The organism is endosymbiont 'TC1' of Trimyema compressum (genome assembly GCF_001584725.1).
Taxonomy (GTDB): Bacteria; Bacillota; TC1; order TC1; family TC1; genus TC1.
Genome location: NZ_CP014606.1, coordinates 398,615 through 421,842, shown reverse-complemented (window position 1 = coordinate 421,842; position 23,228 = coordinate 398,615). Strand labels below are relative to the sequence as shown.

The window sequence follows — 23,228 nt, the reverse complement described above, 5'->3', positions numbered from 1 at the left end:
AAAAGGATTGAGGAAAACTAAAGAAATTCGGGGCATTGATAGGTAATTAGCTATATTGCTAGTATAATGTTTCTTAATAATTGCTATGGACGATAGTCCTAGAAAAAGTGTAAAGAAAATATTTTTAAAGCCAAAAAAAGACAGTATTCAATGTAAAGGAATTACCCTCTACTAAAATGAATACAGCCTGAAATATTATCCCTGAAATAATTAAATTTCTTAAATAGCGCCCCACATGTTTAGTGTAAAAACCTCCTTCACTAATTGCCCAAAAAAAGATAGGAGCAGCCAAACTGCCAATACCTCTACCAATATAATAAAAGGTAGAAGTTTGGGGAACAAGTATCATGGTAGTATGGTCAATTAACATAAATAAGCAGCCGAAATATTTTAGACTGCTATTTGTTAATTGAATGTTATCTTTAAGTGTTGCTATCATAATTCATATCCAGCTAATTTTTCTTTTAAAACTGCACCAGTATAGCCTCTATTAATACGAATCCGTTTTAGCTCAAAAGCGCCTTGTTCAGTTTTATTAGCAAAACCATTTACAGTTGTTACTGCTGAAAGATAACCAGATTTTTCTAAATAATTTTGAACATTGGTGCTAAATTTTCCAGCAGGATAACAGAAGCTTACAACAGGTTGTCCTACTAGAGCTTCTAAATCTTTTTTAGATTGAACAACTTCTTGCTCTAAAGTAGAGTCTGAAACATTGGCTAAATCTAAATGGCTATATGAATGAGAGCCAATTTCATGACCAGAAGCAGCCATTTCCTTTACTTGCTCTTTTGTCATTACACCACCATTGTCCAAATGGCTACTAATAATAAACTGTGTAGAAACAAAACCATACTTTTTCATCAATGGATAGGCATTATTATAAACTGTTACACTACCATCATCAAAAGTAAGCAATATAGGTTTTTTGGGTAAAGCCTTAGTCCCCATCCAGTACCCTTGTAAATCATTCATAGTAATAGGCGTAAAATTGTTGTCTTTAAAATATTGAAGATGTTCTTCAAGCTCACTAGTTCGCAAATAAAGTCCCTCTAATGCACCAGCCTCCTCATCAACTAAATGATACATTAAAATTGGAATCGTTGTATTTTCTCTTTCCTCTTTAGGTGGCAAAGATAAAGGTTTTTTTACTTCTGGTGTAACTGAAGCTTCTTTATTCTGCTCAGGAACATTAACTGGCTTATTGTTGTTCATAAAAAAAATAATTGTACCTGCAATACATCCAACAATGAGCATTAGCAGTACTAGTGCAACTATTAATTTCTTGCTTTTTTTGATTTTTTCTTTTTGTCTATTTGCTCTTTTCCCCATATTGTCCTCACTTATTCAAATCAAATTCTTTTAATAAATTATATTCATTAAATAATACTTTAAAAATCCTATTATTCACAGTATCAAATTTAAAATTTTCAATACCTGAAATTGGTAATAAATCCAAGGAAGTTCCCGTAATAAAAACGCCCTCATATTGTTCTAAATCCTGTATATTAATATCAGTTTCTACTATAGTAATTTCCTTTCTTTTACAAGCTTCACAAACTTTTCTTCTAGTAATACCAGGCAAAACCTTACTTGTGTATGGTGTGTAAATAGTACTATTTTTAATAAAAAATACATTAGAACGACTACCTTCCTTAATAGTACCATTACTTACAAGAAGCCCCTCAAAAGCTTTTTTAGCTTCAAGCTCTTCCTTTATTCTCTTTTTATACTCTTCTCTGAAAATCTTATTATTGGGATCTTCTCTCTCCATTTCAATTAAAGGTACCCAAATCCCTTTTTGATACCAAGATTTTGGTGGGTAAAAGCTAGGATTAAAAAACATCACATATTCCTTATTTTCTTTGTGAATACTTAAATAAATATTCTGCGAAATTAATGAATCAACGGCCATAATTAGCTTGTCGATACTTTTGGTTAAATCTCTTTCATTAAATTGACCAATCCCATTTTCAAGTCTTTCATAATGTTCTTTTAAAAACAAAGGCTTCCCTTCAACTATCCGAATAACCTCATAAAAATAATCTGTACCATACCACTTCCTATCAATACTATCTACTTCTAAAACTTGACCATTAATAATACATTTCATTTCGATTCTCCTTAATAACTTTTGCGCCAACTTTTAGGATACTTGTTTTTAAAAAAATCTGGAGCAACTTTTGCCCAACCTAAAGGATAGTTTTCAAGAAAGATTCCATAATACCCTTTTTCACCTTTATAGTCTAGTGTCTCTCCTTTTAAATAACGATTGGCTACTTCCATATTTACTGGTAACACATGTTTTAAGTCTTTCTTTAAAAACGTCATAATTAAAGCTTGTGAGGGCTCAAAACCATACTTCGTAACTTCTCCAATAGATAATCCAATTGCATCCAAATGACTTTTCTCATTAATCTCATATGGATAATCCATTAAATAATAGTGACTATCTTTTTCATAAAAATAGCCTGATAATGGCTTAACAATATTAGCCTTATAAAATTCCTTTACAGTCTCATCTATTTTCTCAACAGGTTGCCAATTAATTTTATTCTTGAAATTACCTGTTTTCTTAATTCCATTTTCACTTTTTCGTAGCAAAATTGCAAAATGACCTTCTCCCCTTACTTTATGAGGCCAAAAACGAGCAGCATTTTTCAAAGCAGGATCCCCTTTAATCCAATTTGGCCTTCCACTTGATATGCCATCTTCTTTTGGTAACTCTAAAATCTCATAATCTGGGTATTCATTAAACAGATATTGAATTGTTCCTTCATTTTCTGCTGGTGAAAAAGTACAGGTAGAATACATCAGATAGCCCCCTGGTTTTAAAAGCAGGTTTGCTGAATCCAGTATTTCCTTTTGTAAGCCTTCCATGTTTTCTGAACCAAACTTCTCATAAGCTTTTAAAAGTCCTTTTTCTTTGCGAAACATACCCTCTCCTGAGCAAGGAGCATCAACTAATACTGCATCAAAATAGCTACCATAAAATGTTGCCAGCTTTGCTGGTGTTGTACTGGTGACCACAGTATTCTCTACAGCCATAAGTTCCACATTTTTTAATAAGGCTTTTGCCCTTTTAGGACTAATTTCATTTGCCAATATAAATCCTTTATTTTCCATAGCTTCTACTAATTGAGTTGTTTTGCCACCAGGAGCAGCACATAAATCTAGTACCTTATCTCCTGGAACTACTGGCAAATTTACTGCAGGATACATTGCTGATGGCTCTTGAAAATAATAAAGACCACAATGATAATAAGGATGCACACTCAAGCGGTTGCTACCATCCACTTTATGATAATAATATCCGGTAGAACACCAAGGTACAGGTTGCACATCCTTTAAAATCTCTTTTTCAAAAGTCTCTTTACTTATTTTTAAGGAATTTAAACGAATACCATAATGGGCTGTATTTTCATAACTTTTAATAAAATCGTTAAAATCCTTCTCCTCCATTAATGCTTTTAGTCTATTTTTGAAATTTTCTGGTAGCTTCATGTTTCCTCGCTAATTTTAAAAATTTGTTAATATATTTCTGTTTCATTGGCATTCCCAATGTAGTTGCACCTTTATTGCCAAATTTCCCATGAAAGTCACTGCCTCCTGTAATGAGAAGATTAAACTTTTTGCTATTGCCAGCGCTCTTCTAATATCTTCTCTTGTATGACTATAATGATAAACTTCTATGCCTTTAATTCCAGCCCTAACAAGCTCCTCAATAATTTCCCAATTATTATAAACACCTATATGAGCAATTACAAGAATACCTCCAGCCTCTATAATGAGTTGAATGCCTTCATCATAGGGGCACAAATGGAACAGATTCTTTAAAGATGCCTTCGGACTCAAAAATATTAAATAAAGAACCATAAATACTGTCTGTATACCCTTTCATGAGAAGATGTTCCATAACATGTTGTTTATAAATAATCTTCTTTTCGTCTAGCCGCTTAAAAAAATCTTCTTTCTTTAAATTATAGCCTATTCTATTTATTTTTTCTATCATTCCAAGGACTAATTTATTTCTAGCTTTTCCCATTCTATTACAATATTCTATTAAATAACTGTTATTTATGTCATAGGCATATCCTAGAATATGAACCTTCTTTCGATGCTTAACATCTTTACATGAAAGTTCAATTCCAGAAACATAATCAATATTGCTTTTTTAGATAAAGAAAAAGCATTTAAAGTATCACCGACCGTATCATGATCTGTAATACTTAAATGCTTTATGTTTTCTTTAATGGCTAATGCAATTAATTGCTCTGTTGAAAAAGTTCCATCAAACCAATTGCTATGACAATGAAAATCATTGATCATTATCTGCATCTACCTTCTTTGCATGATATTCTAGTTACAGCTCTTTTTAGGGCAATTTCAGCTTTTAAATCAGCTTCAAGCCCTGCACCGCTTTTAAGGGCAGCTTCAGATCTTTCTTTTGCTCTTCTAGCGCGAACTAAATCTATATCCTCTTGTTTCTCAGCAGTATTTACAATAACACTAACATGATCATCAAAAACCTCTGCAAAACCATTCATCCCTAAAGCTATAAAAGCCTCTTCCTTACCTTTCTTGATATAGGATAGAACACCTATATCAAGAGCAGTCATAAGGGGTGCATGGTCCTTGAGAATATTAATAGGACCCATAGTCGTATCAATGTTAACCATTTCTACACTATCCTCTTTTAAAATCTGTCCATCGAAAGACAAAACTTCCAGTGTTAAACCATCCATTTTATTTCTTCTCCGTCAGTTTTTTAGCTTTTTCTTTAACTTCCTCAAAATCACCTACCATGAAAAATGCATCCTCAGGTAAACTATCTCCTTCACCTGCTAAAATAGCTTTAAAGCTAGCAATAGTTGCTTCTAATGGCACATATTTACCTGTCATTCCTGTATAGGCTTCAGCCACGTGGAATGGTTGTGATAAAAACTTCTCAATTCTTCTTGCTCTAGCAACAATTTGTCTATCTTCTTTAGAAAGCTCATCTACACCTAAAATAGCAATAATGTCTTGAAGATTCTTATAGTTTTGTAAAATTCTCTTAACTTCCATTGCAATTTCATAATGCTCATCACCAATAACACGTCTATCTAATTGTCTTGAAGATGATTCAAGTGGATCAACAGCTGGGTAAATCCCTTTCTCAACAATTGCACGAGATAAAACTGTTGTAGAATCTAAGTGGGAGAATGTAGTTGCTGGAGCGGGGTCAGTTAAGTCATCGGCAGGCACATAAACTGCCTGAACTGATGTAATTGAACCATCCTTTGTTGATACAATTCTCTCTTGTAATTCACCCATTTCAGTTGCAAGTGTTGGTTGATAACCAACGGCTGATGGTAAACGACCTAATAAGGCAGAAACCTCAGAACCTGCTTGTGTGAAACGGAAAATATTATCGATAAATAATAGAACGTCTTGTTTTTTCTCATCTCTGAAATACTCAGCCATCGTAAGACTTGTTAAGCCTACACGCATTCTAGCTCCAGGTGGTTCATTCATCTGACCAAACACAAGAACAGTTTTATCTAAAACACCTGATTCTTCCATTTCGTCTAAAAGCTCATGACCTTCTCTACTTCTCTCACCAACACCAGTAAATACTGAATATCCACCAGACTCTGCTGCAATATTTCTAATTAACTCAGTAATTAATACAGTTTTACCAACACCAGCCCCACCGAATAAACCAATTTTACCGCCTTTAGCATAAGGTGCCAATAGGTCTAGAACTTTAATTCCAGTTACAAATACTTCTGTTGCTGGGGTAACTTCCTCTAATTTTGGAGCCATTCTGTGAATAGGCCATTTTTCCGTTGGTAAAACCCCTTCCTTCTTGTCAATAGCATCTCCTAGAACATCAAAAAGACGGCCAAGGCATTCTTCGCCAACGGGTACACTAATTGGACCACCATCATCTACAACTTCCATACCTCTAACTAAACCATCTGTTGATGAAAGAGCAATACAGCGAACCGTGCTGTCACCGATGTCTTCCATAACTTCTAGGACAACATCAATGCCAACAGAACCTTCTTGACCTTCATTTTTGATATAAAGACCATTGTAAATATCTGGAATTTCTTCCTCAAACTTAACATCAACAACTGGTCCAATAACACTAATAATTTTCCCTTTATTCATGTTTGTTATCTCCTCAAACATTCCACGCCTCCAATTAGCTCAGTTAACTCACGAGTTATGGCTTCTTGGCGGGCTCTTTGGAATTGAATTTTCAATTGACGGGTTAACTTTTCACCATTAATATTAGCACCTTCCATAGAGGTCATTCTAGCACCATATTCTCCAGCCTTTGTTTCCACAAATCCTAAAAATGTATTTAAATTACAATACAAAGGCAGTATTGTGTCAACAAGACTTTTTTCATCAGGTTCAAATAAATAATCAATTTCGCTATGTAGCTCTTTGTTTTTGTCTTCTTCTAATTGATGAAAAACAATAGGCAATAATTGCTTTTTAATTGGATGTTGAGCTAATACTGACTCAAATTTATTATAAACTAGATAAATGGCTTTATATTCACCCTTTAAAAATAAATCCTCTAATTCTTGATAGAGCAATCTACTTTGATTAAACAGCTCTTCTTCCCATATTGTAGTTACTTCGTCAGATAATTTTAAAATATCTTTAGCTTTTTCAAAATAATCTAAGCCTTTGCCACCAATAGGTGCTATGTCTACAGAATCCTTTGGATTAAGTTTTTCATCTTCGGCAAAGTGTAGTAATTTAAAGTTAAATCCACCACAAAAACCTCTATCTGTTGTCAATACAACATAAAGCTCTTTGCCTTCCGTTCTGATTTCACTCAAAGGCGATTTTGCAATATATTCTGAGTCTCTTAAGTGTTGAACAATAGACTCAAGCTTTCTTGCAACAGGTTCTGTTTTTACAACCCTATCTTTAGCTTTAACCAATCGGGCAGCCGCAATCATCTTCATCGCTTTAGTAATTTTAAGTGTACTGTCCACACTTTTCATTCTTGTTTTAATCTGAAGTAACTGGGCCATGATCTCCCTCCATCTCTAAATGGGTTTTTCCAAACTCCTCAATGGATTGCTTTAAGGAATCAAAATCATCCGTAGATAATTTTTCTCCATTTTTTATTTTTGTAAATAAATTGCTATGCTTTGCTCTCATAAAAGTAATTAACTTACTTTCTACTTGAAACATATCCTCCATTGAAACATGGTCAAACAAACCATTGTTAGCAGCTAGAATAGCAATAACTTGCTCCTCAGCATCAATTGGATCGAAGTTAGGCTGTCTTAAAATACCAACTAATTTCTCACCTCTAACTAACTTTTGTCTTGTTTCCTCATCTAGATCTGAGCTGAACTGTGAAAATGCTTCTAATTCACGATACTGTGCCAAATCAATACGCAGTGACGCAGCCACTTGTTTCAGTGCTGGGAACTGAGCATTACCACCAACCCTGGATACTGAAATACCTGGATTAATAGCTGGGCGAATTCCTTCATTAAAAAGATCAGTCTCTAAGAAAATTTGGCCGTCTGTAATAGAAATAACATTTGTCGGAATATAGGATGAAATATCTCCTGCCTGCGTTTCAACAATAGGCAATGCAGTAATAGATCCTCCACCATTTTCTAAATTTACTTTTGAAGCTCTCTCAAGTAGACGTGAGTGTAAATAGAATACGTCTCCAGGATAAGCTTCACGACCTGGTGGTCTCCTTAATAACAATGAAATTTCTCTATAAGAGGCAGCATGTTTAGTTAAATCATCATAAACAATTAAGACGTCTTTACCTTGCTCCATTAATGATTCAGCAATGGCACACCCAGCATAAGGCGCAATATAAAGCATAGGAGCTGGATCGCTAGCTGTTGCAGCAACAACCGTTGTGTATTCCATAGAGCCTTTTTCAGTTAATTCTCTAATCAGAGTTGCAACACTAGATGTTTTTTGTCCAATTGCTACATAAATACAATACACATCTCTGCCTTTTTGATGAATAATGGAGTCCACAGCCAATGACGTTTTTCCTGTCTGTCTATCTCCAACAATTAATTCCCTTTGTCCTCTTCCAATAGGTACTAAAGCATCAACTGCTTTAATGCCTGTTTCTAAAGGTACATTAACGAAATCTCTTTCAATAATACCTGGCGCCTTCTTCTCTACAGGATATAGTCTTGTTGATTCAATTGGTCCTTTGCCATCTAGTGGCTCACCAAGAGCATTTACAACACGTCCTAAAAGACCTTCTCCACCAGGTACAGATAAAATTTCTTTAGTTCTTGCAACTGAGTCACCTTCTTTAATAGAAGTGTATTCACCTAGAATAATAACACCAACATTATTTTCTTCTAAGTTTAATACCATTCCTTGGACACCATTTGCAAATGTAACAACCTCACCAGCCATTACATTATCTAAACCATAAACAAGCGCAATTCCATCACCAACTTGAATAACTGTTCCTACTTCACTAACTTCTAACTTATTTTCAAAATTGGCAACGCGCTTTTTAATTATCTCTGTGATTTCTTCTGGTTTTAAATACATAGCGTTTACCCTTTCATCCATTTTGTTAAACGGTTTATTCTGGTTTCAATATCGTCTTTATAGACAACACCATCTACTTCTAATACTGCGCCACCAATTAAATTAGTATCAACAACAACCTCTAATTGAATTTGGCAATTAAAAGATTCAGAAAATCGTTTTTCTAATGTTTCTTTTTCTTCTGAGGAAATTGCATAAGGTGTTTTAAGAATCCCTATTCTAATTCCCTTGCCTCTTCTATACCGGTCAAGAAAACTTTTATAAACACTTTCAATGGTTAACTCTCTTTTACTCTCTAGTAGAACTTTAAAAAATTCTTTTACTAATTGAGATATTTTTTGTTCATCCATCATGTCCAATAATATATCTAGCTTTTCTTTACCATTAACTTTTTTTGATCGAAAGGTCTCTGTTAACAATGGGCTTTCTGTGAAATTAGCCGCTACAGCCTCTAGCTCATGTAAAACAGAATCCACTTGGTTTCTTTCTTGAGCCAATTGAAACAGGGCTAAACTGTATCGATCAGCTACAGCCACATTAACCATTTACCTCACCTGTTTCTTTCACAAAATCATTTACTAAATCCTTTTGCATCTCAGGGTCTATCTCTTTTTTAAGAATAGCTCTTGTCCCGTTAGCAACTAAAGTTGCCACTTCATCCTGAATAGAATCTAGTGCCTGACGTTTTTCTATTTGAATATCTTTTTTTGCTTGACTTAGCATACTTGCCGCTTCCTCTTTGGCTTGATCCTGCAAGTGCTGCTTAAGGGCTTCCCCTTCTTTACTGGCTGTATCAATAATAGTTTGATACTTCTGCTTAGCTTGAGTCATTAATCCAGTATAGGTCGCTTCTTTATCCTTCACTTCTTGCCAAGCAGAATCAACGCCAGCCATATTATCTTCAATTTCTTTTTTTCTAGCGTCGATCACTTTTCCTACACGTTTAAATAAAAATTTATTTAAAACAAATATTATGACAAGTATGTTTATACATTGAAATAAAAAATCCATAGGATTAAAGTGAATGGTTTGAAAAATACTTTCCATTTTGCATCACCTTATTTTTTTATTATTTATGCTATTTTTGCATAAAGTAGAATTGAAACAACCAACGCGAACAGTACCCCTGTCTCAACGAAAGCCATTGCGATTAACATCATCATTCTAAGTTTACCTTCTAGTTGAGGTTGTCTTGCTAAACCTTCAATAGCACTTTTGCCAATTAAGCCTTCACCTAGACATGCTCCTACAGCGCCTAAACCAATAGCGATCCCAATTCCAATAAATTCCATTTTTCTTCCTCCTTCATTTCATAAAGTAACTTAATTTTGATTTTATATATTTCTATTCTTCTTCCAAGCCTTCACTTGCATAAATTCCTATCAGAAGAGCGAAAACATAGGCTTGAATAGTTCCAGTTAGTAGTTCTAAAAAGTGGATAGGCAGTGGCACTAAGAAAGGCATAATTGCATAAAGTACACCTACTAAAATACCACCGGTAAATAAGTTGCCAAACAAACGCACTGAAAGCGATAATGGCCTTGTAAATAAGTCTATTACATTAAATACAACCATAAAGCCTAAAGGCTGGAAATAGCCTTTTAAATAGGCACCAGCACCTTTGTTTTTTACGATTACATACTGTGAATAAATAAATCCTACAATTGCGAGAGCAGCAGTAGTGCTGTAGCTAGCAGTCGGTGATTCGAGAATCGGAATGAACCAGATAAAGTTCATCATAAATATTGTTATGAAAATAGCAGCTAAAGCACCTGCCATTTGCAAGCCTTTTGGTCCGACTAAATCAACAGCGAAACTTCTGAACCAACCTACAATATTTTCAGCAACAACCTGTCGCTTCGTCGTAGGTACTTTTGACAGTTTCCTCGTCAAGATGAAAATAGTAATAAACAAAATAGCCATAATAATCCAAGTCGTAACCACAACAGAGGATATTCTAAAAAAGCCATCTTGAAAAAAAACTATCGGCGCTTTCTCATCTAAAAGTCCGCTGAGTTTATGAGCAAAATTTTCCATCGTCAGAATCCCTTCTTACTTAATTATTTTTCATTGTCTTCTTTTTCCTTTTGTTCTTCTCTCTCTTTGCTTCTTTCATCCATCCGAATAAAAGCATACAAATCTCCAATAAATAAAAAAGCGCCAAGAATACTTCCTAGAGCTACCCCTATAATTCTTCCTGTTTCGCTAAATTGGTTACCAATAAAATAGCCAATCAATGTACAAAAGACCATCATCATTCCTGATGAAGTTACAAAGGCTAGTTGTCTTCCTAATCCTTGTACATTGATTTTTTTCTTCTTGTCCTTCGACTCTTTCATTACATTCAACTCACTTTTTTATCTGTGGTACCTTTTTAAAACAATAATAATCCCATTATATGCAATGTAAATTGAAATTACAATACTTTTTCCTGAGGTATTATGCTAGAATAATAAATGAAACTAGTTTCACAAGCTTGTAAAAAGTATTTAAAAACAGCTACAATAAAGTATATAATAGGAATAATTAAAAAGGAGAATTTTATGTTTGATGGCGTACATATGAAAAAATCACAATAGCAATGGCCCCCATACTTCTAGGTAGTAAAATTGATAAAATGTACCACCCAAGTGAAAAACTAATTGTAATTAAACTAAATACTAAAAATAAATTATATAAATATAACAAATTATTAATCAGTTGTGACCCAAGCTTTTGCACAGCACATTTTACGACCCTAGCTTTAGGAAATCCTTTAACTCCTTCAATATTCTGTATGGTCTTGCGAAAACACTTAGAAGGCAGTACAATTGTCGATTTTAAACAGCTTGGGCTTGAACGCTTAATCGAGCTAACCGTCAGCACTTTTAATGACATTGGAGATAGAACTACAAAAACCCTTCATCTGGAATTAATGGGTAAATATAGTAACATTATTTTAGCAGAAAACAATATCATAATTGATGCTCTTTACAAATATCCAATCGGTGTGAATGGCTTTAGAGAAATACTGCCTAAAGGACTATATCAAATGCCTCCTATGGCTGAAAAAGAAAATCCCCTTACAATGACTGAAGATAGTCTTTCAAAATATATTTATTGCGAAGAAGATTCCGAACAATTACTATCTTCTTTTTTGCAAAAAATACTTGAAGGATTCAGTAAACAAACCATGATAAATTTCTTGAAAGAAAAGCACTTTGAAAACCTTTCATTAAAGGATATTGGAAGTTATGAAATTAATCAACTTATGGTGCTTTTTAAGGCATTAAGAAATGATATTGAAGAAACCAACCAAACAGAACTAGATAACTTAGATATAGCCTACAATACATTTTACCTTAAAAAGGGATTGGAAAATAAAAAGCAGAAACTAAAAACTATTGTGTCTAAGAAACTAAAAAAACAACAAAAAACTATTCATCTTGAAAAGATTGCATTCGCTGAAGATGGTGATCAGTATAGAGTTAAAGGTGAACTTCTATCAGCCAATATTTACCAGCTAAAAGAGCATATTTCCCAAATAACTGTACCCAACTATTTTGATGAAAATATGACTGAAATTACTATCCTCCTTGATAAAAGTTTATCCCCTTCAGCTAATGTAAAAAAATACTTTAAACACTATCATAAACTTAAAGAAGGTAAAAAGAAAAGTGAATATCTTTTAAAAGATATTCAAGAAAAAAGAATATCTTGAGACTATTCAACTAAGTTTTGATTTTACTGATACAATTGAAGATTTAAATAATATAGAGGAAGAGTTAAAGGATTTACAACTGATAAAAGATAAGAAAAAGAAAAAATCAAAAAAGTCGAATCTATTATGGACATAAAAAAGAAACAACATCGACTGGATATGTATTACTAATTGGAAAAAATAATAAGCAAAACGACTATATAACTTTTAAATTGGCAAAAAGTAATGACCTTTGGTTTCACGCAAAAGACTATCCAGGTTCCCATGTCCTTTTGAGAAACCCTAATAATGATACAATAGATGATAAAACAATTGCAGAAGTTGCTACCTATGCAGCAACTTTTAGTAAAGGTAATGAAGGACTAAAAGCGGATGTAGATTACACTAAAAAAATACATTAAGAAGCGTCCCTCACACTTACTAGGAAAAGTTTTTTATACAGATTATAAAACCATTCATGTAACGCTATAAAAGTATCCATATATTTAAACGTAAAACTTCATAAAGGGGATGCCTATTTAAATGGAAAATGTTACAATTTACATTAGGTATTACAATTTACGTAAGAGTGATAAAAAAGGAAGAAAATATGTATGATGTATTAAATATGGCTTTAACAGCCGGAATAATTATGTTGAGAAATGGTTCTGAAACTTATAGGGTTCACAATATAATTCACCAAATACTTTTTGCTAAAAAAATCAAGGAAGAAAGTATTGATATATTAGTAGTTGGCACGGGTATTATAGTAACTATTGTCCCCGATGATGATAGCCCGCCTATAACAATGAACAAAAGTGTTGATAAAAGAGTAAATAATCTTCAAAAAATTTCTCAAGTTGCCAGTTTAGCAAAACGTTTTTCTAATAGAGAAATATCTGTAACTCAAGCAATGAAAAAATTAAAAATTATTGATGATGCAATTTCTTATAATTTGCTTGTTAGAACACTAGCAATTTGTTTAGGAACGGCTTCTTTTTCAATTGCTTTTGGCGGATCACTCTCAGATGGCTTCTTTACATTTTTAGCAACAATAGTCCCTGCCTTTTTTATTAATTATGCAAAGAAAAATGATTTTCCTTTTTTCTTATCAAATATGGTAGCTGGTGCTTTAGTAGCTTTGTTTGCATTAGTTTTCTTGACTGCCCATTTAGTTATGAGCGTCAATAACATAATTGCCAGTGTTATTATTATATTAACGCCAGGAGTAGTTGCCGTAACAGCCATTAGGGATATGGTTAATGGTGACTTTATAACAGGTGCTAGCAGGGGCATAGATGCTTTAATTCAGGCTGCAAGTTTAGCATTAGGAGTCGGTGCATTGTTCTCCTTATGGTTTACAATTTTTGGAGGCATAATATGGATGGGTTAATTACAGTTGGACAAATATTACTAGCAGGACTAGGAACTCTATTTTTTGGGATTTCACTAAGTGCAGAAAAAAATGATCTTCCATATGTGGCATTTATTGGTGCTATTTGTTTCAGTACAAACAAATTTTTCTCAATGGTATTTTCATCACCAATACTCGGTACATTTATGGCTGCTTTAATGGTTTCTTTTCTGGCAATTTTCTTATCAAAACAAAGACAAAAACCAATGGCAGTTTTCCTCGCCTCAGGTATTGTACCTATTCTGCCAGGTTACTCAATTTTCAAAATGGTATTAGGATTTGTTGAACAGAATAGCAATGATATTATTGTCTATGGAACTATAGCACTACAAGCATTGGTTATTATTGCTGTTGGCGTTGTAATAGCATCATCAATTTCTAAAATTATTGACTATGTAATTAGCAAACGAATATCATAATAAATAATATATTTTGAGACAAAAAAATGCTGGAAACATACTATGCTCCCAGCATTTTTTTAATTATTTTCTTCCTTATTATTGTAATAAGGCATACATTGCGCAATCGCTTATTTAACTACTCGACTTCCAGGTTTAACAATTGGAATACAGTCTTTACATAAAGGGCACTCTTCAGCTTCATAAGAAATAACATTCATTGTTAAACAAGCAACTGTTTTTACACCTAAATCTACAGTTCCATTGCTTCTGTCCACTAATAAACCAACACCGACAACAATACCACCTTGTGCTTTCACTAAATTAATAACTTCAACAACACTACCACCAGTCGTTACAACGTCTTCCATAACCAATACCCGTTGACCAGGTTTTATTTCAAAATTTCTTCTTAAAACCATTTTACCATCTACTCTTTCTGTAAAAATAGATGGAACATCTAATTGGCTAGCCATTTCATATGATAAAATAATACCACCTGTAGCTGGTCCAATAACCATGTCAATCTGTTCTTCTTTGTAGTAATTAGCAATATGACCACATAAAGCTGCAGTGTATTTTGGAATCATCAACACTTTTGCACATTGCATATATTGCCCACTATGTCTTCCAGATGTTAATCTAAAATGACCATTCATTAAGGCTTCTGAATCTATAAAAATCTTTTCAATCTGTTCTTTTGTTAACATTAGGCTTCCTCCATTTCTTTTACAATGCTTCTAGCCGCTTTAACAACATCCTCAGCTTCAGTAATTGGTCTCCCAACTACAATGTAGCTTGAGCCTCCTTCAAGAGCTGCTTTTGGCGTTGTAATACGCTTTTGGTCACCAACAGCCCCACCTAATGGACGTACTCCAGGTGTAACTCTTAAGAAATTTTCACCACATTTATCTCTAATAAGGCCTGCTTCAAGAGGTGAACACACTACTCCATCTAACCCAGCCCGTTCAGTTAATTTTCCTAAATGAGCTACCATTTCTTTAGCGGTTTTTTGATAACCTATAGCTTGGACTTCCTCATCCCCTAAGCTTGTAAGAATTGTAACAGCTATTAATTTTGGAGCATCAATTCCTAAAGCACTTGCTTCTGCAACACTGGCTTCCTTAGCTTTTTTCATCATTTCATAGCCTCCTTGGCTATGAACATTGAACATATCAATGCCTAATCCAGTTAATACTCTTGCGGATTTAGCAACAGTATTAGGAATATCATGAAGTTTTAAGTCTAAAAATATTTTACATTCTCTATCCTTAATATAGCGAATAATTTCATTACCCATACTGGTATAAAGTTGTAACCCAATTTTAAACATACCAACTTCATTTTTCAGAGCATCTACTAATATTTTTACTTCTTCTTTTGTGTCTACATCTAATACTGCTATTAAACGTTCTTTTGCAGTCATCAACTGACTCCCTCCTTATTGATGAGCAATCCCTATAATCTCACTATAGTGGAATAGTCCCTCATCTTTACAATACTTATTAATACCATCAATTATATTTAAAGGAATAAATGGATCCACAAAATTTGCTGCACCAACACTAATTGCTGTAGCACCAGCCATCATGAATTCTAAAGCATCCTTGGTATTCATAATTCCTCCCATACCAATAATAGGAATATTTACAACTGGATATATCTCATAAACCATACGCAAAGCAACTGGTTTTATAGGAGGACCTGAATACCCCCCCACAACATTTGTAATAATAGGTTTTTTTGTTTTCACATCAATAGCCATTCCAATAAGTGTATTAATTAATGAAATAATATCAGCACCATTATCTTCTACACTTTGAGCCATTATTTTAATATCTGTTACATTAGGTGATAATTTTAAAATAACTGGTTTATCTGTGTTTTTCTTAACCATAGCTGTGACAGCACCAGCCATATCTGGACAAGTCCCAAAAGCAATACCACCATCTTTTACATTTGGACATGAAATATTTACTTCTAAAGCACTCACTCCTTCTATTGAAAGCTTTTCAGCCATATGACCATAATCCTCAATTGAACTTCCTGAAATATTCACAATAATTTCAGAACCATATTCCTTGATTTCAGGTAAAATATTTGTAATAAAATAGTCAACACCAGGATTAGCGAGCCCAATAGCATTAATAACACCACCACAAGTTTCAACTAAACGCTGAGGCTTATTGCCTAATCGCTTCTCTAGTGTAGTGCCTTTCACCATAATACCGCCCAACTGGCCAACATCATAAAAAGGCATAAATTCTTTGCCTGATCCAAAAGTTCCAGAAGCAACTGTCACAGGGTTCTTTAAAGAAAGCGTTCCTAACTTACATTGTAACAAACTCATGATAAGTCAACCTCCTCACTTTTAACTACTGGCCCTTCTGTGCAGACTCTAAGGTAATCTTGGCTCTTCGTTTTACAAACACAGCTTAAACAAGCACCTACCCCACATCCCATATAAGCTTCTAAGGATAAATATACTTCTGAATCTTGACTGTACTGCTGTAAGTATTTTGCCATTGGTTCAGGACCACAGGCGTAAATTGTACCAATTTTACTTTTATCATAAGATTCTAGAATAGACCCAACATGCCCTTCAGCACCTAAAGTACCATCCATTGTTGCAACCTGAACAGGACCTAGCGTTTTAAATAAATTAATGGCATAACTTTCAATTTTTGTACTAAAGCCTAGTATAAATGTAAAAGACAATTCCTGCATCTTAAGTATTCTTCCTAATAAAAATAGAGGGGCTATACCAATACCGCCTCCTACAAGCAGAATATCACCATTGGATTTTGGTAACGGAAAACTAGTGCCTAAAGGTCCAATAACATCTAAAGTTTCTAGGGGTTTTTTCTTTGACAATATTCTAGTGCCTTCACCCCTTATTTGATATAAAATACTGTATGTTCCTTTTTCTTTATTGCAGTCAAAAACACTAATAGGTTTTCTCAATAATGGTAATTCAGCACACTTAATTTGCAGAAATTGTCCTGGTAAAATAGCTGAAGCTATTTTACCAGATTGAACCTCCATTTTATAAATCATATTTTCAATAATGGCCTCATTACTTAAAATAGTGCCAACTTCCTTTAAAGCCACTTATCTCACCACCTGACTGTCTTTGACAGCATAGTCACCTTTAACTAAAGTTGTTGTAATAACGCCTTCTAAATCCCAACCTTCAAATGGCGTATTTTGACCCATAGATTCAAAAGTTTTTCCTTCAACTGTCCAGTCAATATTAGGATTGAAAATAGCAATATCCGCATTGCCACCTTCTTTTAAGGTACCGCCTAATTTAAAAATTTCACCTGGCTTATTAGCCATTTTTTCAATTAAATCCCTAAATGTAAATGTATTGTTTTTTACAAATGTAGTATAGAGAAGTGAGAAAGCAGTCTCTAAACCAACAGCACCAAAAGGTGCATAAGCATACTCTACTTCTTTTTCCCATCTAGCATGAGGGGCATGATCTGTAGCAATAATATCAATAGTGCCATCTAATACACCATCAATTAATGCTTGTCTATCTTCTTCACTGCGAAGAGGAGGATTAATTTTAGTGGATGTATTAAAGGAAGATACTGCTTCATCTGTAAGTACAAGATGATGAGGCGTAACTTCGGCTGTTACATTAATGCCTTTTCTTTTTCCTTCTCTAACTAATTCTACAGCATTTTTACTGCTAATATGAGCTATATGAATTTTTCCATCAACCATATTTGCCAAAGCAATATCTCTAGCTACGATTAAATCTTCTGCTTCTCTAGGAATACCTTTAAACCCTAAGGTAGTAGAGTAATAACCCTCATGAATAAAACCACCTTTTGCAAGACTCAAATCTTCACAATGTTCTATTAATATTAAATCGAACTGCTTTGCATATTCTAGTACCCTACGTACTGTATTAGCGTCTGGAACAGGTTTTCCATCATTACTAATAGCTACAATACCAGCTTCCTTCATATCTCCCATTTCAGTTAACTGATCTGTACTAATGCCTTTTGTGGCTGCTCCAATTACCTTTAAATTGACTTTATTACCTCTCATTTTTCTTTCAAGGGCTTCAACAGCACTTCTGTTATCAATAATTGGATCCGTATTAGGCATACAAGCAACTGTTGTAAAACCACCTTTCGCAGCAGCATTTAAGCCTGTTGTTACTGTCTCTTTATACTCTTGTCCTGGCTCCCTTAAGTGAACATGCATATCAATAAATCCAGGAAAAATATATTGTCCTGCTGCATCAATAATTTCCATATCTGCTTTTGGCTCTATCATAATATCAACTTTGCTGATTTTTTTACCCTCAATTAAAATATCGTACAAACCATCTTTATTTGTAGCAGGGTCGACAACGTAGCCACCTTTAATTAATTTCTTCATCACGACTGCCTCCTAACATTAAAAAAAGAAGCGCCATTCTAATTGCAACGCCATTTGTTACTTGCTCATCTACAACAGATTGGCTTAACTCGTAAACATCTGGCATAATTTCTACCCCTCTATTCATTGGACCAGGGTGCATAATCATGGCATCTTCTTTTAATAAATTCACTCTTTCTTTTGTTAAGCCCCAAAAATGATTATACTCTTCTAAGGAAGGTAATAATCCACTTGACTGCCTTTCTTTCTGAAGGCGCAATACATTAACAACATCAGCGCCCTTTAAGGCTTTTTCAACGTCTGTATAGACTTCAACGCCCATTTTCTGCATTTCAACAGGAATTAGTGTTTCTGGAGCCACTACTCTAACTCTAGCACCATATTTAGTTAATCCCCAGATATTGCTTCTAGCAACTCTACTGTGAGCAATATCACCTAATATAGTAATAGTTAAATCGGAGAAATCTCCTTTCTTATCCCTGATTGTAAACATATCCAGTAGACCTTGTGTTGGATGTTCATTCATCCCATCACCTGCATTGATAATGCGAGCATTAGTATTTTTGCCTAAAAAATGAGGTGCTCCTGAAGCGCCATGACGCATAATAAACAACTCAATACCCATAACTTCTAGTGTTTTAGCTGTATCAATTAGAGTTTCACCTTTTTGTACACTGCTTGTGCTTACTGCAAGACTCGTACAATCAGCACTTAAATATTTGGCAGCTAACTCAAAAGAACATTTTGTTCTTGTGCTATTTTCAAAAAATAAGGTAGCTATTGAACGTCCTCTTAAAGTAGGAACTTTCTTAATATCTCTAGAAATAATATCTTTCATAGGGACTGCTGTTGCTAAAATTTCGTCAATTGTATCTGTTGATACTGTTCTAAGTCCTAATAGATCTTTCTCTTGGAGCATAAATCCCTCCCCCTTATTCTTCTTCTTGTTCTTTGATAACTACTTTGTCTTCGCCATCTATTTCTCTTAGCGTTACATCAATTTTCTCTCTTTTTGAAGTTGGTACATTCTTCCCTACATAATCTGCTCTAATAGGTAATTCTCTATGTCCTCTGTCAATCATAACAACTAACTGAATTGAAGAAGGTCTTCCCATGTCAATTATGGAATCTAAAGCAGCTCTAATTGTTCTACCAGTATACAGTACATCATCTACTAGAATCACTGTTTTACCTTGAATGCCAGCTGGAATAATAGTTTGATGAATAATAGGTTGTTCAGATAATGCAGTTAAATCGTCTCTATAAAGATTAATATCCAATACACCCATTGGCAATGTAATACCGTGTATTTCCTTAATGCACTTTACAAGACGTTCCGCTAAAGGCACACCTCTCGTTCTAATACCTAAAACAACAGCACCTTCAAGTGTTTTATTTTTCTCTATAATTTCATGAGCCATTCTTTTCATAGCTCTATACATTTGTTCACTATCCATGATGATAGCTTTTTCTTTAAATTTCTTCATGGAAATCCTCCTTTTTTACAACAAAACAGTCTACCTGGAGACCAGATAGACTATAATTCTTCTGAGATATTTAAAATTACAGTTCACCTTTCTAGTCTCTCGTACTAGGTTAAAGATGTTTTTATATTTAATTAATCATACCCTTTATTAAGCCATTTGTCAATCAAAATAAAAATTACAAGAATCAGTATTTCCCAATATGAGCATCTATTGCATTGGCTGCCTTTTTAGTTTTTAGATACTCAGACTGCTTCAACAACTGTTTAGCGCCAGTTACAACATCTCCAGATGCATACTACTCCTTCTCGTGTTGTTTATCCATTGCTATTAGTAATAATTACCTTAATCACCTACATCTATACCTTTTTTTATAGTTGAAACAAAATACTTATCCGATCTTGGCTAACGGTAAGGCTTATTAAAAAGGGGGCTGTTCCACCTTTGACTGCAACTCTATATGCTTCACTTGTTAAGTTTCTTTTCACTTCAGATTATCCATAAGAATCTCCTAACTGTTAAGCTTAATTTTATCAGCTAGTCTTCCTTCTGACATAAAACCAACTGATTTTTCTAAAACCTCACCATTTTTAAAGAAAAAGGAAGTTGGATAACTCTCCACGCCATAGCTATTTACCAACTCCGGATTTTTATCTACATCAATTTTATAAACTATAAGTTCATTATTTAGTTTTTCATTTGTTGATTCTAAAACTTTGCTAAAATCCTGGCAATGACCACGCCACGTTGCAAAGAAAACCACCATTACCATTTCATTGTTTCTGTCTAGAACCTCTTTACTGAATTCATTTTCACCAATTATTTTAATCATCATTATCTCCTTTCAATTGCATAATTGTATTATACATTAAAAATTGCAATATGTAAAAATAATAGATACTAAAAAGGAGAAGGTCAACCTTCTCCTTTCACTTAATAATAGATACTATAGAATCTATATATTCCTTGTACTATACCATTTACAACTCTTGTTCTATAATTCGAATCTTTAAGCAATGCGGCATCACTTGGATTAGATAAAAAACCTACCTCCAAAAGAACTGAAGGTGCCTTAATTTCTCTAAGAACTAGGAAGTCAGCTCTCTTTACTCCTCTATTATATGATCCTGAATAATTTATCATTTCCTCTTGTATACATTTAGCTGCATAGGCAGATTTCACATTGCGAGGATCGCTATCGGAATAATATGAATCTGAATAAAACCTTTCTCATAATAGTATGTCTCAATACCACGTGCACTACTCACTCCACTATTGCCATGGATTGAAATAAACAAATCTGCAATTAGTATTATTGCCAATCCTAGCTCTATCCATAAGGCTAATACTAGGGCGCATTAACTAGAGAATATTCATATTCTCTAGTTAAGTATACATTTGCACCAGCTGCTCTTAATTGCTGAGCTAACTCAGCAGCTAACCACATATTACTAGCACTTTCATATAAACCATTTTGAACAGCACCAGGGTCAAAATTATTATTGTAATAGCTATCTATTATTCCATACCCAGGATCAATAAATATAATTTTCCCATTAATACCTGCTGTATGAACACCAGTATCTGGTAAATCACCAAGTCGATTTAAAGCAAAATTCTGAGAAGAATTAATGCTTCTTGCATTTTGTACAAGCGTACGGGGCTAGCTGATGCCTCTAAAAATTTGCCTGACCCCATATTTTTAAAGCTATAACTACCATCGCTGTTCCTTGATAAGCTCCATTCTTGATATGGATTGTTGTCTTGATTGAACCATTGTACTACTGGGCCGCCATCAACCAAAGCATGATATAAAGGCATTAATGCTCTATTGCTATTAAAATTTGTTATTTTAAAATTTTTATTTGACAATTGTTCTATTACGAACTTTTGGTCTGAACCTTTGTTGCTAGCAGCAAATCCCATTTTAGCACCATTGAATACATCAAAACTACTTGTTACTGCTTGTCCATTAGATTTAGATATTAATTCATAAATTCCACTAGAAACAGCAACATTTGTTGGATAAGCTGGTTCATCACCTGTTGGCAAAAATTTAAAATCCTGATAATCTAATCCAGTTACATTTTTCAATACAATACGTGAACCATTATCTGGAGATTGAACATCTAATGCCAAACCACCACCGCTTATTATACTGTACACCCCGTTTTTACTAGGGTTTTTAATAATTTTAATTTTTTGTGAAGCAACAGTATCCTTGGTTATCTGTATAACCTGACTGCCACTACTATAGCTAGAGATATCTAATACTTTCTTACTTTCGTTACTTATTATATAGCTACCTTCAGTAGTGTTCTGAACTTCAAATACTTGATTATTATAGCCATTATTAGCCCATTGTGAGAGTAAACCGCCATTATCTAAAGAACCTTCTCCAAATATTTCTAGATTTTTTTCAGACAGACTAGATTGTATTTTGTATTTACCATCTTCTACCTCAGCAACATGAGGAACTGTTGGTAATATACTAACGGGCTTCAACTGGAATTTTTTATTCGGATTTTTTCTGCTAATGTGCTATTCATAAGAATATCACCGTTAACATCAGCATTCTTAACTTCTATATAACTATTGTCGCTATTATTCTTAATTAATATGTTTCCTTGCTTATCTTTATAAAGCATCCAACGTTAGTTGTCCAATTTATGAATTTTCCACTGTGTTAATTTATTACTACCGTTTAAATCTAAAGCTTTTTTACTATGATAAAATGTAATCACATAAATGCCATCACTCTGTTTCTCAAAATAAGTAGTTTGGCTACTTTTATTAGACGCTGTATTTTGTTTTATTAAGTTACCATTCGCATAACCATCATTACCACTTTCTAATACTAATCCATTTGCTACAGAATTAATATAATAGTAACCATTAGCAATGTCTGTCACTGGTTCAAGCACTTCGGATCTCGGGTAAGCTGGTTCAGAACTCGAAGAATTAAATTGAAAATCCTGATTAGATGAGTTATTTACATTTTTTTAATATTGCAACTTCACCATTGTTTGCTGATGATATATCAAACACATTGCCACCAGAGCTAATAATATTGAAAGAATCTATGTTGTTTTTACTTTTCACTAATTTAAATATTTGTGAAGTATTGCCAAGGACATCATGTTGGATAATTTTAGTACCAATATTATAACTTACCATATCAAGGGATTTTTACTTTCATTACTAATAATATAGGTTCCTGAAGTGGTATTTTTAACCTCAAAAACTTGATTGTTCTAACCATTATTACCCCACTGTGACAATTGAACACCATT

General features: G+C 33.8%; 32 protein-coding genes and 1 pseudogene. 4 read left to right on the top strand and 29 right to left on the bottom strand.

The window, feature by feature from the left end; translation table 11 throughout:
• Positions 1-124: 124 nt before the first annotated feature.
• Genes AZF37_RS02710 through AZF37_RS02635 form a run of 16 tightly spaced genes read right to left on the bottom strand, consistent with a single transcriptional unit; the run spans position 125 to position 10,901 of the window.
• Positions 125-439 (bottom strand): TraX family protein, encoded by a 315-nt coding sequence (locus AZF37_RS02710; protein ID WP_088369472.1) that lies wholly within the window; start codon positions 437-439, stop codon positions 125-127.
• The gene (locus tag AZF37_RS02705) at positions 436-1,332 is read right to left on the bottom strand and encodes a polysaccharide deacetylase family protein (RefSeq protein ID WP_088369471.1); all 897 of its coding nucleotides are present in this window, start codon (positions 1,330-1,332) and stop codon (positions 436-438) included. Before AZF37_RS02705 ends, AZF37_RS02710 begins: the two co-directional genes overlap by 4 nt.
• 7 nt (positions 1,333-1,339) lie before the next feature.
• Positions 1,340-2,113: an aminotransferase class IV gene (locus AZF37_RS02700; protein WP_088369470.1), complete on the bottom strand. Its 774-nt coding sequence runs from the start codon at positions 2,111-2,113 to the stop codon at positions 1,340-1,342.
• Positions 2,114-2,124: 11 nt separating this feature from the next.
• Entirely contained in the window at positions 2,125-3,504 is a 1,380-nt protein-coding gene (locus tag AZF37_RS02695) for a methyltransferase RsmF C-terminal domain-like protein (RefSeq protein WP_088369469.1), read from the bottom strand.
• Between the two features lie 42 nt (positions 3,505-3,546).
• On the bottom strand, positions 3,547-3,819 hold the full coding sequence (locus AZF37_RS02690; RefSeq protein WP_088369468.1) for a PHP domain-containing protein: 273 nt from the start codon (positions 3,817-3,819) through the stop codon (positions 3,547-3,549).
• A complete protein-coding gene (locus tag AZF37_RS02685; RefSeq protein ID WP_088369467.1) occupies positions 3,806-4,045 on the bottom strand; it encodes a hypothetical protein in 240 nt (79 codons plus the stop codon). The genes AZF37_RS02690 and AZF37_RS02685 overlap by 14 nt, the downstream gene beginning before the upstream one ends.
• A gap of 50 nt (positions 4,046-4,095) precedes the next feature.
• Positions 4,096-4,329 (bottom strand): PHP domain-containing protein, encoded by a 234-nt coding sequence (locus AZF37_RS02680; RefSeq protein ID WP_162473843.1) that lies wholly within the window; start codon positions 4,327-4,329, stop codon positions 4,096-4,098.
• On the bottom strand, positions 4,329-4,745 hold the full coding sequence (gene atpC / locus AZF37_RS02675) for an ATP synthase F1 subunit epsilon (RefSeq protein WP_088369465.1): 417 nt from the start codon (positions 4,743-4,745) through the stop codon (positions 4,329-4,331). Before atpC ends, AZF37_RS02680 begins: the two co-directional genes overlap by 1 nt.
• Before the next feature lies 1 nt (position 4,746).
• Complete coding sequence (gene atpD / locus AZF37_RS02670; RefSeq protein WP_088370643.1) at positions 4,747-6,159, bottom strand: F0F1 ATP synthase subunit beta; 1,413 nt, start codon at positions 6,157-6,159, stop codon at positions 4,747-4,749.
• 5 nt (positions 6,160-6,164) lie between these two features.
• Positions 6,165-7,043: an ATP synthase F1 subunit gamma gene (atpG, locus tag AZF37_RS02665; RefSeq protein ID WP_088369464.1), complete on the bottom strand. Its 879-nt coding sequence runs from the start codon at positions 7,041-7,043 to the stop codon at positions 6,165-6,167.
• Positions 7,021-8,562: a F0F1 ATP synthase subunit alpha gene (gene atpA, locus AZF37_RS02660; RefSeq protein ID WP_088370642.1), complete on the bottom strand. Its 1,542-nt coding sequence runs from the start codon at positions 8,560-8,562 to the stop codon at positions 7,021-7,023. Before atpA ends, atpG begins: the two co-directional genes overlap by 23 nt.
• A 5-nt stretch (positions 8,563-8,567) precedes the next feature.
• A complete protein-coding gene (gene atpH / locus AZF37_RS02655) occupies positions 8,568-9,107 on the bottom strand; it encodes an ATP synthase F1 subunit delta (protein WP_088369463.1) in 540 nt (179 codons plus the stop codon).
• Positions 9,100-9,609: a F0F1 ATP synthase subunit B gene (atpF, locus tag AZF37_RS02650; RefSeq protein ID WP_088369462.1), complete on the bottom strand. Its 510-nt coding sequence runs from the start codon at positions 9,607-9,609 to the stop codon at positions 9,100-9,102. The genes atpH and atpF overlap by 8 nt, the downstream gene beginning before the upstream one ends.
• Before the next feature lie 26 nt (positions 9,610-9,635).
• Entirely contained in the window at positions 9,636-9,854 is a 219-nt protein-coding gene (locus AZF37_RS02645) for an ATP synthase F0 subunit C (protein ID WP_088369461.1), read from the bottom strand.
• Between the two features lie 52 nt (positions 9,855-9,906).
• Positions 9,907-10,599 carry a F0F1 ATP synthase subunit A gene (gene atpB, locus AZF37_RS02640; protein WP_088369460.1) on the bottom strand — a complete coding sequence of 231 codons (693 nt, stop codon included), beginning with the start codon at positions 10,597-10,599 and terminating at the stop codon, positions 9,907-9,909.
• Between the two features lie 23 nt (positions 10,600-10,622).
• Positions 10,623-10,901 (bottom strand): hypothetical protein, encoded by a 279-nt coding sequence (locus AZF37_RS02635; protein ID WP_088369459.1) that lies wholly within the window; start codon positions 10,899-10,901, stop codon positions 10,623-10,625.
• Positions 10,902-11,143: 242 nt separating this feature from the next.
• Here AZF37_RS02635 and AZF37_RS02630 point away from each other — a divergent pair, with 242 nt between their 5' ends.
• The 4 genes from AZF37_RS02630 to AZF37_RS02615 all read left to right on the top strand — a co-directional run bounded on the left by AZF37_RS02630 (position 11,144) and on the right by AZF37_RS02615 (position 14,074).
• On the top strand, positions 11,144-12,262 hold the full coding sequence (locus AZF37_RS02630; protein ID WP_088369458.1) for an Rqc2 family fibronectin-binding protein: 1,119 nt from the start codon (positions 11,144-11,146) through the stop codon (positions 12,260-12,262).
• 89 nt (positions 12,263-12,351) lie between these two features.
• A complete protein-coding gene (locus AZF37_RS11375; protein ID WP_088369457.1) occupies positions 12,352-12,663 on the top strand; it encodes an NFACT RNA binding domain-containing protein in 312 nt (103 codons plus the stop codon).
• Between the two features lie 128 nt (positions 12,664-12,791).
• Positions 12,792-13,634 carry a threonine/serine exporter family protein gene (locus AZF37_RS02620; protein ID WP_088369456.1) on the top strand — a complete coding sequence of 281 codons (843 nt, stop codon included), beginning with the start codon at positions 12,792-12,794 and terminating at the stop codon, positions 13,632-13,634.
• Positions 13,622-14,074: a threonine/serine exporter family protein gene (locus AZF37_RS02615; protein ID WP_162473842.1), complete on the top strand. Its 453-nt coding sequence runs from the start codon at positions 13,622-13,624 to the stop codon at positions 14,072-14,074. The genes AZF37_RS02620 and AZF37_RS02615 overlap by 13 nt, the downstream gene beginning before the upstream one ends.
• A gap of 110 nt (positions 14,075-14,184) precedes the next feature.
• Here AZF37_RS02615 and pyrE read toward each other — a convergent pair whose 3' ends face one another.
• From pyrE to AZF37_RS02550, 13 genes and pseudogenes are all read right to left on the bottom strand, one after another.
• Positions 14,185-14,763, bottom strand: coding sequence for an orotate phosphoribosyltransferase (gene pyrE, locus AZF37_RS02610; protein WP_088369454.1), 579 nt, complete (start codon positions 14,761-14,763; stop codon positions 14,185-14,187).
• Entirely contained in the window at positions 14,763-15,479 is a 717-nt protein-coding gene (gene pyrF, locus AZF37_RS02605) for an orotidine-5'-phosphate decarboxylase (RefSeq protein ID WP_088369453.1), read from the bottom strand. The genes pyrE and pyrF overlap by 1 nt, the downstream gene beginning before the upstream one ends.
• A 15-nt stretch (positions 15,480-15,494) precedes the next feature.
• Positions 15,495-16,403, bottom strand: a complete 909-nt coding sequence (locus AZF37_RS02600) for a dihydroorotate dehydrogenase (RefSeq protein ID WP_088369452.1) — start codon at positions 16,401-16,403, stop codon at positions 15,495-15,497.
• On the bottom strand, positions 16,400-17,164 hold the full coding sequence (locus tag AZF37_RS02595) for a dihydroorotate dehydrogenase electron transfer subunit (protein ID WP_088369451.1): 765 nt from the start codon (positions 17,162-17,164) through the stop codon (positions 16,400-16,402). Before AZF37_RS02595 ends, AZF37_RS02600 begins: the two co-directional genes overlap by 4 nt.
• On the bottom strand, positions 17,165-18,451 hold the full coding sequence (locus AZF37_RS02590) for a dihydroorotase (RefSeq protein ID WP_088369450.1): 1,287 nt from the start codon (positions 18,449-18,451) through the stop codon (positions 17,165-17,167).
• Positions 18,435-19,370: an aspartate carbamoyltransferase catalytic subunit gene (locus tag AZF37_RS02585; RefSeq protein ID WP_088369449.1), complete on the bottom strand. Its 936-nt coding sequence runs from the start codon at positions 19,368-19,370 to the stop codon at positions 18,435-18,437. The genes AZF37_RS02590 and AZF37_RS02585 overlap by 17 nt, the downstream gene beginning before the upstream one ends.
• 13 nt (positions 19,371-19,383) lie before the next feature.
• On the bottom strand, positions 19,384-19,938 hold the full coding sequence (gene pyrR / locus AZF37_RS02580) for a bifunctional pyr operon transcriptional regulator/uracil phosphoribosyltransferase PyrR (RefSeq protein WP_088369448.1): 555 nt from the start codon (positions 19,936-19,938) through the stop codon (positions 19,384-19,386).
• Positions 19,939-20,446: 508 nt separating this feature from the next.
• The gene (locus AZF37_RS02575) at positions 20,447-20,767 is read right to left on the bottom strand and encodes a thioredoxin family protein (protein ID WP_172793065.1); all 321 of its coding nucleotides are present in this window, start codon (positions 20,765-20,767) and stop codon (positions 20,447-20,449) included.
• A gap of 101 nt (positions 20,768-20,868) precedes the next feature.
• Positions 20,869-21,135: pseudogene (locus tag AZF37_RS13095) on the bottom strand (N-acetylmuramoyl-L-alanine amidase family protein); the annotation flags it as partial.
• Between the two features lie 148 nt (positions 21,136-21,283).
• Positions 21,284-21,475, bottom strand: a complete 192-nt coding sequence (locus AZF37_RS12125) for an N-acetylmuramoyl-L-alanine amidase (RefSeq protein ID WP_281178934.1) — start codon at positions 21,473-21,475, stop codon at positions 21,284-21,286.
• A gap of 65 nt (positions 21,476-21,540) precedes the next feature.
• The gene (locus tag AZF37_RS02560; RefSeq protein WP_088369444.1) at positions 21,541-22,440 is read right to left on the bottom strand and encodes an RICIN domain-containing protein; all 900 of its coding nucleotides are present in this window, start codon (positions 22,438-22,440) and stop codon (positions 21,541-21,543) included.
• 149 nt (positions 22,441-22,589) lie between these two features.
• On the bottom strand, positions 22,590-22,847 hold the full coding sequence (locus AZF37_RS02555) for an RICIN domain-containing protein (protein ID WP_162473841.1): 258 nt from the start codon (positions 22,845-22,847) through the stop codon (positions 22,590-22,592).
• Positions 22,848-22,923: 76 nt separating this feature from the next.
• Positions 22,924-23,112 (bottom strand): hypothetical protein, encoded by a 189-nt coding sequence (locus AZF37_RS02550; RefSeq protein ID WP_088369442.1) that lies wholly within the window; start codon positions 23,110-23,112, stop codon positions 22,924-22,926.
• Positions 23,113-23,228: the final 116 nt, after the last annotated feature.

Bases quoted from the DNA above. Each gene is read 5' to 3' on its own strand.
- atpH (WP_088369463.1), bottom strand. From the start codon at position 9,107: ATGGTTAATGTGGCTGTAGCTGATCGATACAGTTTAGCCCTGTTTCAA.
- atpF (WP_088369462.1), bottom strand. From the start codon at position 9,609: ATGGAAAGTATTTTTCAAACCATTCACTTTAATCCTATGGATTTTTTA.
- AZF37_RS02550 (WP_088369442.1), bottom strand. From the start codon at position 23,112: ATGGTAAGTTATAATATTGGTACTAAAATTATCCAACATGATGTCCTT.
- atpA (WP_088370642.1), bottom strand. From the start codon at position 8,562: ATGTATTTAAAACCAGAAGAAATCACAGAGATAATTAAAAAGCGCGTT.
- AZF37_RS02700 (WP_088369470.1), bottom strand. From the start codon at position 2,113: ATGAAATGTATTATTAATGGTCAAGTTTTAGAAGTAGATAGTATTGAT.
- AZF37_RS02590 (WP_088369450.1), bottom strand. From the start codon at position 18,451: ATGAAGAAATTAATTAAAGGTGGCTACGTTGTCGACCCTGCTACAAAT.
- AZF37_RS02705 (WP_088369471.1), bottom strand. From the start codon at position 1,332: ATGGGGAAAAGAGCAAATAGACAAAAAGAAAAAATCAAAAAAAGCAAG.
- atpG (WP_088369464.1), bottom strand. From the start codon at position 7,043: ATGGCCCAGTTACTTCAGATTAAAACAAGAATGAAAAGTGTGGACAGT.
- AZF37_RS02680 (WP_162473843.1), bottom strand. From the start codon at position 4,329: ATGATCAATGATTTTCATTGTCATAGCAATTGGTTTGATGGAACTTTT.
- AZF37_RS02635 (WP_088369459.1), bottom strand. From the start codon at position 10,901: ATGAAAGAGTCGAAGGACAAGAAGAAAAAAATCAATGTACAAGGATTA.
- pyrF (WP_088369453.1), bottom strand. From the start codon at position 15,479: ATGACTGCAAAAGAACGTTTAATAGCAGTATTAGATGTAGACACAAAA.
- pyrR (WP_088369448.1), bottom strand. From the start codon at position 19,938: ATGAAGAAATTTAAAGAAAAAGCTATCATCATGGATAGTGAACAAATG.
- atpD (WP_088370643.1), bottom strand. From the start codon at position 6,159: ATGAATAAAGGGAAAATTATTAGTGTTATTGGACCAGTTGTTGATGTT.
- AZF37_RS02685 (WP_088369467.1), bottom strand. From the start codon at position 4,045: ATGGGAAAAGCTAGAAATAAATTAGTCCTTGGAATGATAGAAAAAATA.
- AZF37_RS02600 (WP_088369452.1), bottom strand. From the start codon at position 16,403: ATGAGTTTGTTACAATGTAAGTTAGGAACGCTTTCTTTAAAGAACCCT.
- AZF37_RS02620 (WP_088369456.1), top strand. From the start codon at position 12,792: ATGTTACAATTTACATTAGGTATTACAATTTACGTAAGAGTGATAAAA.
- AZF37_RS02585 (WP_088369449.1), bottom strand. From the start codon at position 19,370: ATGCTCCAAGAGAAAGATCTATTAGGACTTAGAACAGTATCAACAGAT.
- pyrE (WP_088369454.1), bottom strand. From the start codon at position 14,763: ATGTTAACAAAAGAACAGATTGAAAAGATTTTTATAGATTCAGAAGCC.
- AZF37_RS02630 (WP_088369458.1), top strand. From the start codon at position 11,144: ATGGCCCCCATACTTCTAGGTAGTAAAATTGATAAAATGTACCACCCA.
- atpC (WP_088369465.1), bottom strand. From the start codon at position 4,745: ATGGATGGTTTAACACTGGAAGTTTTGTCTTTCGATGGACAGATTTTA.
- AZF37_RS02575 (WP_172793065.1), bottom strand. From the start codon at position 20,767: ATGATTAAAATAATTGGTGAAAATGAATTCAGTAAAGAGGTTCTAGAC.
- atpB (WP_088369460.1), bottom strand. From the start codon at position 10,599: ATGGAAAATTTTGCTCATAAACTCAGCGGACTTTTAGATGAGAAAGCG.
- AZF37_RS02710 (WP_088369472.1), bottom strand. From the start codon at position 439: ATGATAGCAACACTTAAAGATAACATTCAATTAACAAATAGCAGTCTA.
- AZF37_RS02695 (WP_088369469.1), bottom strand. From the start codon at position 3,504: ATGAAGCTACCAGAAAATTTCAAAAATAGACTAAAAGCATTAATGGAG.
- AZF37_RS02615 (WP_162473842.1), top strand. From the start codon at position 13,622: ATGGATGGGTTAATTACAGTTGGACAAATATTACTAGCAGGACTAGGA.
- AZF37_RS02645 (WP_088369461.1), bottom strand. From the start codon at position 9,854: ATGGAATTTATTGGAATTGGGATCGCTATTGGTTTAGGCGCTGTAGGA.